The 11,983-nt window shown below is 65.7% G+C and carries 9 protein-coding genes; all 9 read left to right on the forward strand.

Features of this window, described 5'->3' with window-relative positions; genetic code table 11:
- Positions 1-11: 11 nt before the first annotated feature.
- Positions 12-2,492 (forward strand): phosphoenolpyruvate--protein phosphotransferase, encoded by a 2,481-nt coding sequence (gene ptsP, locus CRO22_RS14770; RefSeq protein ID WP_097070928.1) that lies wholly within the window; start codon positions 12-14, stop codon positions 2,490-2,492.
- 9 nt (positions 2,493-2,501) lie between these two features.
- On the forward strand, positions 2,502-3,446 hold the full coding sequence (pfkB, locus tag CRO22_RS14775) for a 1-phosphofructokinase (protein WP_097070929.1): 945 nt from the start codon (positions 2,502-2,504) through the stop codon (positions 3,444-3,446).
- Positions 3,447-3,472: 26 nt separating this feature from the next.
- Positions 3,473-5,203 (forward strand): PTS fructose-like transporter subunit IIB, encoded by a 1,731-nt coding sequence (locus tag CRO22_RS14780; RefSeq protein WP_097070930.1) that lies wholly within the window; start codon positions 3,473-3,475, stop codon positions 5,201-5,203.
- Between the two features lie 377 nt (positions 5,204-5,580).
- Complete coding sequence (locus CRO22_RS14785; protein ID WP_097070931.1) at positions 5,581-6,732, forward strand: PAS domain-containing protein; 1,152 nt, start codon at positions 5,581-5,583, stop codon at positions 6,730-6,732.
- The gene (locus CRO22_RS14790; protein ID WP_097070932.1) at positions 6,729-8,078 is read left to right on the forward strand and encodes a sigma 54-interacting transcriptional regulator; all 1,350 of its coding nucleotides are present in this window, start codon (positions 6,729-6,731) and stop codon (positions 8,076-8,078) included. Before CRO22_RS14785 ends, CRO22_RS14790 begins: the two co-directional genes overlap by 4 nt.
- Positions 8,075-9,127 (forward strand): ABC transporter substrate-binding protein, encoded by a 1,053-nt coding sequence (locus tag CRO22_RS14795; protein ID WP_097070933.1) that lies wholly within the window; start codon positions 8,075-8,077, stop codon positions 9,125-9,127. The genes CRO22_RS14790 and CRO22_RS14795 overlap by 4 nt, the downstream gene beginning before the upstream one ends.
- Before the next feature lie 87 nt (positions 9,128-9,214).
- A complete protein-coding gene (locus CRO22_RS14800) occupies positions 9,215-10,315 on the forward strand; it encodes an ABC transporter ATP-binding protein (RefSeq protein WP_097070934.1) in 1,101 nt (366 codons plus the stop codon).
- A complete protein-coding gene (locus CRO22_RS14805; protein WP_097070935.1) occupies positions 10,312-11,181 on the forward strand; it encodes an ABC transporter permease in 870 nt (289 codons plus the stop codon). Before CRO22_RS14800 ends, CRO22_RS14805 begins: the two co-directional genes overlap by 4 nt.
- Before the next feature lie 10 nt (positions 11,182-11,191).
- Positions 11,192-11,974 carry an ABC transporter permease gene (locus tag CRO22_RS14810; RefSeq protein WP_097070936.1) on the forward strand — a complete coding sequence of 261 codons (783 nt, stop codon included), beginning with the start codon at positions 11,192-11,194 and terminating at the stop codon, positions 11,972-11,974.
- The last annotated feature ends 9 nt before the right edge of the window (positions 11,975-11,983 follow it).

An 11,983-nucleotide genomic window follows, 5' to 3' on the forward strand; every position in this document is an offset into this window, starting at 1 on the left:
GAGGAGGAACCGTGATACCCCTGACCAGTGATCTCGTGGCCATCGGCAAGACAGCCAGCGACAAGGCCGATGCCATTGCCCAGGCGGTTGACCTGCTCGCCGCCGCCGGAAAGATCGACCCGCGCTATGGCGCGAGCATGATGGGCCGGGAGGCGGTTGCCAATACCTTCCTCGGCAACGGTATCGCGATTCCGCATGGGCTGCCCAAGGACCGCGACCTGATCCTTGAGACGGCGATTGCCGTGGTGCAACTGCCTGCGGGCGTCGACTGGGGCCCGGGCGACCGCGCGCGTCTCGTGGTGGCGATTGCCGCGAAATCGGATGAGCACCTGCAGGTTCTGAGCAACCTTACCGATGTGCTAGGCGATGCCGATGAGGCCGAACGGCTCGCGACCACGACCAATCCCGAGGTGATCGTGGCGCGGCTGACTGGGGTCGAGCCGCCCGCGGCGGCCCCCGCGGCCGAAGATTTCGCGCAGGGTTTCGATGTGGTGGTTGCGGGCGCGCATGGGCTCCATGCCCGCCCGGCGACTGCGCTTGTCGAGATCGCGAAAGGGTTCGCGGCCGAGATCCGCGTGCGCCATGGCGCCAAGACCGCCAATGCCAAAAGCCTGATTTCCCTTCTCAATCTCGCTGCCGCGCAGGGCGTGCCCCTGCATGTGAGCGCTGAAGGGCCGGATGCGGATGCGGCGCTTGCCGCGCTTGCCGCCGCCTTTGCCGAGGGGCTCGAAGAGGAAGAAGACACCGGCGCTGCAGCCCCCGAAGCTGCGGCACCCGGTCTGACGGGGGCGATGGCTGCTGCCCCGCGCGTGTATGAGGGCCGCCTCCTCCCCGGCGTGTCCTCCTCGCCCGGTTTCGCCATCGCTCCCGTCTTCCGGTTTGCCCGCGACGAGGTAACCTTTGACCGGGATGCCGAAGATCCGGCGGCGGAAAGAGCGCGACTCGAAGCGGCGCTGAAGGCCGCCTGGCAGCAGCTTGAGGAGCTTCACGACGAGGTCTGGAAAAAATCCGGCCCGACGCGGGCGGCGATCTTCCGCGCGCATCAGGAATTTCTCGAAGACCCGGAGATGCGCAGCGCCGCCGAGGCGGGCATTGCCGAGGGGCGCACCGCCGCCTTCGCCTGGCATGCCGCCTACAGCGCGCGCGCCGATATGCTGGCCGCGATGAAGGATGCGGTGCTCGCCGGCCGCGCGATCGATCTGCGCGATGCCGGGCTCCGGGTGTTGCAGGGGCTGGGGGAGGGGAAGGCGGCCGAAGCGCATCTGCCGAGCGATCCCTGCATTCTTGTGGCCGAGGATCTGACGCCGTCGGATACGGCGCAGCTTGATCCGACCCTTGTGAAGGGTCTCTGCACCGCCGCGGGGGGGCCGACCTCGCATACTTCGATCATCGCCCGTGCGCTCGACATTCCGGCCGTGGTGGGGGCGGGGGCGGCGGTGCTCGATCTGCCCACCGGCACGGCGGTGCTGCTGGACGGTGCCGCGGGCCTGCTCGTGGTCAATCCCTCCGCTGCCGATATTGCCTCGGCCGAAGCGGCGCTGGCCGCGCTGGCCGCCGAGCGCGAGATCGAGGCACGCGCGCGCTTCAAGCCCGCGCTGAGCCCCGATGGCGCGCGCGTCGAGGTGGTGGCGAATATTTCCGATGTGGCCGAGGCGCTTGCCGCGGTCGAGGCGGGCGCCGAGGGCGTGGGCTTGTTGCGCACCGAATTCCTGTTCGTCAACCGCGAGGCTCCGCCGAGCGAAGACGAGCAGGTGCAGATCTATTCCGCGATGCTCGAAGCGATGAACGGCTTGCCGATCATCATCCGCACGCTCGATGTGGGCGGCGACAAGGAAATCCCCTATCTGCGCATGCCGGTCGAGGAAAACCCGTTCCTCGGGCTCCGCGGCATCCGCTTCTGCCTCGCGCATGAAAACCTGTTCCGCACGCAATTGCGCGCGATCTACCGCGCCGCGGCAAAGGGGCCGCTGCGGATCATGTTCCCGATGATCGCGATGGTGGCGGAGCTCGAGGACGCTTTGCGCATCGCCGAAGAGGTCCGGGTGGAAACCGGCGCCGCCCCCGTCGAGATGGGCATCATGATCGAGATCCCCTCGGCGGTGATGATGGCAACCGAACTCGCCCAACGGGTCGATTTCTTTTCGATCGGCACCAATGACCTCACTCAATATGCGCTGGCGATGGACCGGATGCATCCGGTGCTTGCCAAGCAGGCCGACGGGCTCCATCCGGCGGTGCTGCGCCTCATCGACCAGACCGTGCGCGCGGCCGACGCGGCGGGGATCTGGGTTGGTGCCTGCGGCGGCATTGCCGGCGATGCGCTCGGCGCGCGCATCCTTGCTGGGCTCGGCGTGCAGGAGTTGAGCGTGTCGATCCCCTCGGTGGCGGGTGTGAAGGCCGTTCTGCGCCGCCTGCCGATGGCCGAGAACCGCGCTTTGGCCACCCGTGCGCTCGGTGCGGCTGATGCCGCCTCTGTGCGCGCGCTGAGCTGAGGGCACCGCATGCAACCGACTATTGCCACGCTCACCCTCAATGCCGCAATCGATCAGACGGTGATGGTGCCGGGCTTTGCCTTGGATGCCGTCAACCGGGTCGAGACCGTGCAGCGCGATGCTGGCGGCAAGGGGGTCAATGTCGCCTCCTTCCTCGCCCATTTCGGTCACAAGATCGTTGCCACAGGGCTTCTGGGGCAGGAAAACGACGCGATTTTTGCGCGCCATTTCGCCCATGCGGGAATTCTGGACGCCTGTACCCGCTGCGAAGGCGCCACACGCACCAATGTGAAAATCGTCGATCCGGCGCAGGATCAGGTCACCGATCTGAACTTCCCGGGCATTGTCGCCGGGGCTGCGGATCTGGTGCTTGTCTCGGAGACGCTTGCGCGGCTGATGGCGCGCGGGCTCGACTGGCTCGGGCTTTGCGGCAGCCTGCCCGCGGGGCTCCCGGCCGACACTTATGCGCGGCTGATCGCGCAGGCCCAAGCCGAAGGCGTGAAAGTCGCGCTTGACACTTCGGGCGCTGCGCTCGGCCCCGCGCTTGCCGCGCGCCCCGATATCGTCAAGCCCAATGCCGCCGAACTCGGTGCCTATCTGGGTTGTGTCATTGCGACGCCCGCGGATGCGCTGGCTGCTGCGCATGATCTGGTGGCGAAGGGGATTGGCCTTGTTGCCGTCTCGATGGGAGCCGAAGGCGCGGTTCTGGTGCGCGGCTGCGAGGCGGTCCATGCCCGCCCGCCGCACATCGCCATCGCCTCCACCGTGGGGGCGGGCGACGCGATGGTGGCAGGGCTCATCCATGCTGCCACGCTGGGCCTCGATCTCGCCGCCACGGCGCGCATCGCCACCGCTTTTTCGCTTGGTGCACTGGGCGAGATCGGCCCCCGCTTGCCCGGGCGCGCCCGTATCGAGGCCCTTGCGCATGCCGTCGAAATCACCGCGCTCGGCTGAGCCCGCGCGCCACCCGGGAGGACTCCATGTCTAAGATCGTCGCCGTGACGGCCTGTCCCACAGGCATCGCGCATACCCATATGGCGGCCGAGGCGCTCAGCGCCACCGCGGCCCAGAAAGGTCATCAGATCCGTGTCGAGCGGCAATCCTCGCAGGGGGTGCAGGATGCGCTCTCCGGCGCCGAGATCGCTGCTGCCGACGTCGTGATGATCGCAGCCGATATCCATGTCGACGAAACCCGCTTCGCCGCAAAACCCGTTTACCGGACCACGCCGGGCCGCGCCATCACCAGAACGGCGGCGGAACTCGACGCGGCTCTGAGCTTGTCAGGAGAGGAGACTTCGCAAATGGCAACCCAGACTGGCGGATTGAAGGTGGTGGCCATCACCTCCTGCCCGACCGGCATCGCCCATACTTTCATGGCGGCCGATGCGCTGAAAAAAGCCGCCGCCGCGCGGGGTTGGGAGATTGCAGTCGAGACGCAGGGCTCGGTGGGCTCGCAAAACACGCTCACCGATGCGCAGGTGGCAGGCGCCGATCTCGTGGTGATCGCGGCCGATACCCATGTGGATGACGCGCGCTTTGCCGGCAAGAAGGTCTACAAGACCTCGGTCGGCGCGGCAGTGAAGGGCGCCGCCAAGGTGCTCGATGACGCCGTGGCCGAGGGCGAAGTGCTGGGCCGCAACCTCGCCGAAACCGTCGAGGCGCTCAAAGCCAAGCGCGCGGCGGGCCGCACCGGCCCCTATCAGCACTTGCTCACGGGCGTTTCCTTCATGCTGCCGCTTGTGGTGGCGGGGGGCTTGCTCATCGCGCTCTCTTTCGTTTTCGGCATCAAGGCGTTCGAGCAGGAAGGCACGCTTGCCGCGGCGCTGATGACGATTGGCGGCGGCGCCGCCTTCAAGCTGATGGTGCCGGTGCTCGCGGGCTATATCGCCTATTCGATCGCCGACCGGCCCGGCCTTACCCCCGGCCTGATCGGCGGCATGCTGGCCGTGAACCTGAACGCGGGCTTTCTGGGCGGGATCGTCGCGGGCTTCCTTGCGGGTTATGTCGCGCGCTGGCTGCGCGATGCGATCCAGCTGCCGCGCGTGCTCGAAGGGCTGAAACCGGTTCTGATCCTGCCGCTCCTCTCCACACTGATCACCGGGCTTGTGATGGTCTATGTGGTCGGTGAGCCGGTCGCGGCGCTACTCGCGGCGATGACCTCCTTCCTGCAGGGTCTGGGCACGACGAACGCGGTGGTGCTCGGCCTCATTCTGGGCGCGATGATGGCGGTTGACATGGGCGGGCCGATCAACAAGGCGGCCTATACCTTCGGCGTCGGCCTGCTGACCTCGGACACCTATGCGCCGATGGCGGCAGTCATGGCCGCGGGCATGACCCCACCGCTCGGCCTTGCCCTTGCAACGCTGATTGCGAAGAACCGCTTCACCGCGGAAGAGCGCGAAGCGGGGGGCGCGGCCGCGGTGCTTGGCCTCTCTTTCATCACCGAAGGCGCAATCCCCTTTGCCGCCAAGGATCCGGCGCGCGTTATTCCCTCGATCATCATCGGTTCGGCCGTGGCCGGGGCGCTCTCGATGGGACTTGGCTGCCAGCTCATGGCCCCGCACGGCGGCATCTTCGTGCTCGCGATCCCGAACGCGGTTACGCATCTGGGGGCCTATGCTGCCTCGGTTCTCGCCGGCACGCTCGTGACTACGGCGCTCCTCGTGGTGCTGAAAAAACCGCTGCGGGACGGGAAGGCGATGGCCGCCTGAGCGGAAACACGCGTCCGGCCGCAGAGCCGGGACGGGGCGCGGCGGTTGCCGCGCCCTTTGTTGTTTCAGGCCATGGCCCGGCGCGCCCGGAATGCGGACCCGCCGCGGCAAGGCCGCAAGCCCCGAATCCACGGTAACCGCCCCGCAGCATGCGGATATGCTGCGCTGCAATATCTGCCCGCTTCGGCGAGTTGCGCTTCCGAATGCTGGATTTTCGGGCCGAAATCGGAAGTTTTCTCAAGTATAATTGCGAATTTGACGGCGATAGTGCGCAAAATCGCAGCGTAAATTTTTAAATATGCAATATCTGTGGATTTTTGATTGCCGGTGCGGCGGGAGGTCGCATCCTCGGGGGACGCAACCCTGAACGACGGCTCATGACACGCATCCCCTCCGCCTTTGCCGATTTGCCCATGCCGGTTCTGGAGCTCTCAGCTCCCGGCACCGCGCGCGCCGTCAATCCCGCCGCGCAGGACTGGTTGGCCGAACACGGCACGAAGGGGCAGGATTGCGGGCTGGACACGCTTTTTGCCGAGGCGAGCGCGGACCGGCTGGGTGCCCTTCTCGAGGGGGCGGATTGGGAGCCCCGGGCGTTTCCGGTCTGGCTTCTGGGGGCTGATGCCGCCGAAGAACAGCCCGCGGTCACGCAATGTATGCGTCGCGACGAGGGGGGGCTCTGGCTCTTCGTGATGCGACTGTCCGAGGTTTTGCCGAATGTCTCCGCCGATCAGCTCGAACGCGCCGAGATCCTGTCGCAGATGATCGGCGCGGCGCGCGATGCCTGCTGGTGCATCGACTTTCTCGACCCGGTCGATCTGCGCCGCACCGAAGAAGAGATCGTCGATCAGGTGTTTCGCAACCGTTCACGCTGGCGCGCCTGCAACGATGCGATGGCGGCGCTTTATGCCGTGCCGGAAGATCAGGATTTCAATACCCAGCCAGTCAGCCGCTATTTTCCCGAAACGCCGGTGAACCGGGCGATGATCCGCGATCTGGTGCATATGGGCTACCGGCTCGACGGCGCCCAGGCGATCGACCAGCGCCACGATGGCACAGCGATGCTGGTGGAAAACGATTTCCGCGCCCTGATCCGAGATGATTTCCTGATCCGCCTCTGGGGCACCACGCGTGACATCGGTCCGAGCCGTGCCCGCGAGCGCGAAATCAGCGCTGAGGCCGAGGTGATGCGCGATATTCTGGGCGCCGTGCCCGATCCGATTTTTGTGCTGTCGGAGGCGGGGATCATCCTCGCCACCAACCCGGCCGCCGAACGCGCGCTGGGCGATGTGCGGCTTCTGGGGGAGCCTTTCGACAGCCTGGCCGCCTCGCGCCATGCTTTCGAGCGGCTCTGCCTTGCCGCGCTTGCCGACGACGAGGAAGAAACCGAACTCGCGCTGCGCGAGCCCCGCCAGCCGCGAGCGGCCTGGCTCTTTCGGGTCACGTTGATGCCCGAAGGACCGCCTCGCTATGTGCTGCGCGGTCGCCGCAAGGCGTTGCGGCGTCGCAGTCCCGGGGGAGAACCGGCATGAGGTTTTATCGCAGCGAGCCGCAGGCCGGGTCGGGCCGCCGCCGTCCGGGGTTCTTGGACGATCCGTGTTTTCCAAGCTTTTTGAACGGCTTGAGCGATGGTGCCGCGCTGGTGGAGCTGGACGGGCGGATCCGGCTGGTGAATGCGCCGATGGAGCGGTTGTTGCGGGTCTCGCGAGCCGATCTGCTGGGCAGCGACCTGGCGCGGCAGTTGCGCGGCACCGGTCGGCTGGCGGCGGAGCTGTCCGAAGGGCTGATCCGGTTGCGCCGCACCGAGACGACTGGCACGCTGGCCTCGGGCCGGGCCGTGGGCGCGCATCTGTCGATCCTGCGGCAGGACGACGAGCCCTATGCCGCACTGGTGACGTTGCGCGAACTGGGGGGACATCCCGCCGCGAGCCCGGTGCGCGGCCAGTTCCGCCTTGCGCGCGATCTGGCACCGCAAGCCCCCTTTGCCGCAAGCCCGGCGCGGCAGGCGCTGGCGCAGCAGTTTGAAGGCGCTCTGGCGCAGGGGCTCGCGGTGCATCTGCAGGGCGAGACCGGCACCGGCAAGACAACGCTCGTCACCCGGCTCTGCGCGGGACATGGCGCGCCGGTGGTGACGATTGCTTGCGCCGCACTGCATCCGGGGAATTTCGACGCGGAACTGTTTGGCCTTGGCGCTGCGGAGCCGGGCCGGATTGGCCGGATCGAAGCCGCGGCGGGCGGCACGCTGGTGTTCGAGGCGGTTGATCTGCTGAATCCCGCGCTGGCCGGGCGACTATTGAGCGCGCTCGATGTGGTGCTCGACAGCGGCGGCACGCGGGTCGTTTCCACCGCTTCGGCGCCGCTTGCCCGTCTTTGTGCGTCGGGATCCCTGCCGGAGGCGCTCTATTTCCGGCTCTGCGGTTTGAGCCTCTCGCTGCCGTCCCTGCGCGAGGAACCTGCTTTCCTGCCCCCGGTGATCGAGGTCTGGCTGGCCGAGATCAACCGCAGCCGTCCGCAGCCGCTCCGACTTTCGGCGCGGTTCGTCAAGGCGCTGGCCGCGCGCCCGCTGCCCGGCAACATCCGCGAGATGATCGCATTGTTGCGCCGTGCCGCCCTGCTCGCCGAAGACGTGGCTGAACCGGCGGTGCTGCCGCCGGCGCAGCATACAGCACGGCTGGAAGGGCCCGGCGCGGCATTGCCCGCGGGGGCGCCGCTCAAGGATCTGGTCCGAGATTTCGAGATCCGGACCATCGAGAATTCCGTGGCCGACCACGGAAGCAAGCGAAGTGCCGCAAAGGCACTCGGCATCGATGTCGCGACCCTGATCCGCAAGATGAACAGGTCACGCGACACACAACCAACAAGGAGTGAAGACACATGACTGGGAGACGGACTGCGCAGGCCCTGACCGCGCTTGCCCTTGCCACCCTGCCGTTTGCGGCCGCGGCGGGCGAACTCAATATCCTGACCTGGGAAGGCTATGCCGACCCCGCCTTCATCACGCCGTTCGAGGAGGCCTCGGGCTGCACCGTAAGCGCCACCTATGTTGGCTCGAACGACGATTTCGCGGCCAAGCTCGCAGCGGGTGGCGGCGTTTATGACGTGATCACCCCCTCGCTCGATACGGTGGGGATGATGCGGCTCGCAGGCTTCGTCGATCCGATCGATACTGCCGCAGTCAGCGGTATTTCCGGCATATATCCGGAGTTTTCAGAACATCCGGAAATTGTTGTGGATGGCGAAACCTGGGCCGTTCCGCTGATCTGGGGTTCGGTCTCGGTGATTTACCGCCCTGACAAGATCAGTGGCACGCCCGATTCGATCGGCGTCCTTTTCGATCCGGCTTACAAGGGCAAGATCTCGATGTGGGACGACAAGTCGGCGATCTACTGGACGGCGCGCTATCTCGGTTATCCGAACGTCTTCGATCTGAGCGACGCGGAGCTTGAGGCGGTCAAGGCGAAGCTCATCGAGCAAAAACCGCTGATCCGCAAGTACTGGTCGAGCGCGGGCGAGTTGACGGATCTGATGGCGAACAACGAGGTCTGGGTTTCGAATGCCTGGACCGGGCTCACCAGCAAGGATGTGAACGCGCTCGAAAAGGGCTTCTCGGTGGTCGAGTTCTCGCCGAAGGAAAAGGCCGAAGGCTGGATGGATTCGATGATGCTCGTGCGCGGTACACCGAACCAGGAATGCGCGGCGAAGTTCATGTCCTACATGCAATCGGCGCAGGGCCAGTGCGGCATTGCCGCCTCCACCGGTTATTTCCCGGTGAACCCCGGCGCGGTGGCGGATTGCATGGATGCCGCGATGAAGGAAGAGCGCAAGGTCGACAACATCGACTTCGTGAAGAGCCTCGTGATGTGGCAACAGCCGGTTCGGCTCGACAAGTATCTCGAGGTCTGGAACGCGGTGAAGGCGGCGCCCTGAGCCGCCGTATCGCCCTGCACGCACCTTTGATCCGCGGCCCCGGTCTTCTCCCGGGGTCGTCCCTCCCTGCATCGCACAGGATTGGCCATGTCCTCACGCCCCATCGTGACCCTCGACGGCGTCACCAAGTCCTTCGGCAGCTTCAAGGCGCTGCACGAAACCAGCTTTTCCATCGGCGAGGGAGAATTCGTCACGCTGCTTGGCCCCTCGGGCTGCGGCAAGACCACGACGCTGCGGTTGATCGGCGGGTTTGAACTGCCGACGAGCGGCAAGATCGGCATTGCCGGGCAGGATGTGACGCAAAACCCGCCCTACCGCCGTCCGGTCAATACCGTGTTTCAGGATTACGCACTCTTTCCGCATATGACAGTGGCGGAAAACGTGGCTTACGGGCTCACTGTCCGCGGCTCCACCGTCGCGCGGTCCGACATTCCCGGGCAAGTCGCCGAGGTGCTCGACATGGTCGGGCTGAGCCAGATGGGCGGCAAGCGCCCCGGTGCGCTCTCGGGCGGGCAGAAGCAACGCGTGGCGATGGCGCGGGCGCTCATTCGCAAGCCACGGGTGCTGTTGCTCGATGAACCGCTCTCGGCGCTTGATGTGAAGCTGCGCGAGGTGATGCAGGTGGAGCTGAAACGGCTGCATCGCGAACTGGGCATTACTTTTCTCATGGTCACGCATGATCAGACCGAGGCGCTCGCGCTTTCGAACCGGATCGTAGTGATGGAGGCGGGCCGGATCCGCCAGATCGGCACGCCGAACGATCTTTATGACCGCCCCTTCAGCCCCTATGTCGCCGATTTCATCGGCGCGACGAATCTGATCGAGGCCCGCTATCTGGGCCGCGAGGCCGAGTTTGACGTGATCGCCCTGCCGGGCGGTGCGCATTTGCGGCGCAAGGCGGCCGGGAATGGCGGCTTCCATCCCGGCAGCACGGTGCTGATCGGCATCCGCCCAGAGCATCTACGCCCCGCGGGCGGGGAAAACCTGCTGCAGGGCAGGGTGGTTGACACGCTTTTCCACGGCGACAGCATTCGGCTCGAATTCCTGCCCGACGGGGCGAACCAGCCCGCGTTCGCACAGCTGGCCCGCGGCGCATCGCTCGGCGCCGAGGATCTGATGCCGGGGCAGCCGATCCGCTTTGCCGTCGCCCCCGAGGATGTGATGCTGTTCGCCAAGGTGGCGGCATGAGACGCCCGGCCTCCTCGATTCTGAAGACGGCAGGGCTCTTTTCGCTGCCGCTCGGCTGGACGCTCCTCTTGCTGATCGTGCCCTATCTGATGATGATCGCCGTCAGTTTCTGGACCCGGCAATTCCCGCTCTTCGTGCCGGACTTCCAGTTTGGCAATTACGTCCAGCTCTTTTCCGACCCGCAATATACCACGGTGATCCTGCGCACGCTGAAGATTGCCGCCATGGTCACGGCCGCGGCGCTCGTTCTGGGCTATCCGCTCGCCTATTTCCTCGTCTTCACGCTGCGCTCGGAGCGGTTGCGCAATCTCGTCTATATGGCGGTAATCGTGCCACTCTGGGTCAGTTATCTGCTGCGGGCCTATACTTGGAAGATCATTCTGGGCACCGATGGCGCGCTCAATTCCGCACTGATGTCGCTCGGAGTGATCGACGCGCCGCTCGATCTTTTCCTCTACAATCAGGCCGCGATGGTGATCACCCTCACCTATATCTTCGTGCCCTTCATGGTGATGCCCATCTATGCCGTGCTCGAAAACATTCCCAAGGGGCTGATCGAGGCCTCCGAAGACCTTGGCATCGGGCCTCTGGGCACCTTCCGCCATGTGATTGCCCCCTTGTCGCTCGGCGGGGTCGTGGCCGGGGCGATGATGACCTTCTGCCTCAGCTTTGGTGATTTCGTCGCCCCGGTTCTGGTCGGCGGACCCGATGGCATCATGGTGGCGAACCTCTTGCAGACGCAATTCGGTGCGGCGCTGAACTGGCCGCTGGGGTCTGCGCTGGCGACGCTCGTCCTGATCATGGTGCTGGTGATCCTCGGCCTCACCGGCTGGGCCGAACGCGCCTCCGCGCGCAATCTGCGATAAGGGGGCAGCGATGAAACAGCTTCTGTGGTGGCAAAAGGGCATGGTCGGCTTCGTCTTCGGAGTGCTGGCGTTCCTCTACCTGCCGATCGTCGTTCTGGTCGTCTTTTCCTTCAACGACAGCAAGGTCACCTCCTTCCCGCTCGCGGGGTTCACCTGGCACTGGTATCAGGCGGTCTTCGCCAATACCCAGATGCTGACGGCGCTGAAAAACAGCCTGATCGTGGCCCTCTGCGCTACCGGCCTGACGCTGACCATCGGCACGCTGGCTGCGCTTGTGCTGGATCGGCACGAGTTCCCCGGCAAGGGGCTTTTCCGCAACGCGATCCTTCTGCCGCTCAGCCTGCCGGGGCTGGTGACCGGGATCGCGATGCTGAACTTCTACAAGCAGATCGGCATTCCGCAAAGCCTGACCGCGGTGGTGATCGGCCATGCGACGGCGCTTTTGGGCGTGGTCGTCAGTCAGGTGATGGCGCGGCTGGCAAAGACCGATCATCGGCAATTGGAAGCCTCGGCCGATCTTGGCGCGGGCCCTGTCGAAACCTTCTTTCGGATCACGCTGCCCTCGATCCGGCCGGCGATCCTTGGCGCGGGGCTTCTCAGCTTCACGCTCAGCTTCGACGAGATCCCGGTGACCTATTTCCTCACCGGGCGCGACATCACCCTGCCGATCTACATCTATTCCACGCTCCGCCGTGGCATCACCCCTGAGATCAACGCCATCGGCTCGATGATCGTTCTGGTCTCGCTTCTGCTCATCATCCTCTCGGTCGGCCTGCTGCGCGACCGCAAATAACCCAGGGAG

The sequence above is a fragment of the Rhodobacter maris genome (assembly GCF_900217815.1).
Classification (GTDB): Bacteria; Pseudomonadota; Alphaproteobacteria; order Rhodobacterales; family Rhodobacteraceae; genus Rhodobacter; species Rhodobacter maris.